Annotated in this window: 1 protein-coding gene; it reads left to right on the top strand. The window is 47.3% G+C overall.

From position 1 onward, the window contains the following. Window positions 1-13 precede the first annotated feature (13 nt). A partial coding sequence (gene lpxK, locus R7P74_RS27960) for a tetraacyldisaccharide 4'-kinase (protein WP_318123934.1) occupies window positions 14-588 on the top strand: 575 nt, incomplete at its 3' end.

The raw sequence follows: 588 nt of genomic DNA, 5'->3' as shown, positions 1-588 counted from the left end.
GCGAATAGTTACTATGGTTGAAAAAATCTGGTTTGAAAATCATCCACTAAAATATCTGTTGTGGCCATTATTATGGCCACTCAGTGTGTTGTTTGGTGCAATCAGTAGAGCGAAGCGTCAACAGTTCCAAACTGGTCGCAAGCAAGCGTATCAAGCACCCGTGCCCGTAGTAGTGGTCGGTAATATCACCGCTGGTGGCAATGGTAAGACGCCTGTTGTGGTTTGGTTGGTCGAGCAATTACAACATCTGGGGTACAAACCGGGAGTGGTGTCTCGAGGATACGGTGCGAAGGCTCCGCAGTATCCGCTGGTGTTAAATGATGATAATCCTACTCAACATTGTGGTGATGAACCTAAACTCATCCACCGACGCACCGGAGCACCTGTTGCAGTCGATCCTATACGTGCAAACGCCGTGAAAGCGCTATTAGAGTTAGACGTGGATATCATCATTACCGATGATGGTTTGCAGCATTATGCTCTAGAGCGTGATGTTGAACTTGTGATTGTTGATGGAAATCGTCGTTTGGGTAATGAGTGTTTGATTCCGCTTGGTCCATTGCGCGAAGGTGTTGAGCGACTTCAGGA

This window comes from Vibrio sp. 2033, assembly GCF_033339735.1.
The sequence above is the reverse complement of the archived record's forward strand: the minus strand, read 5'-3'. Positions and strand labels throughout refer to the sequence as shown.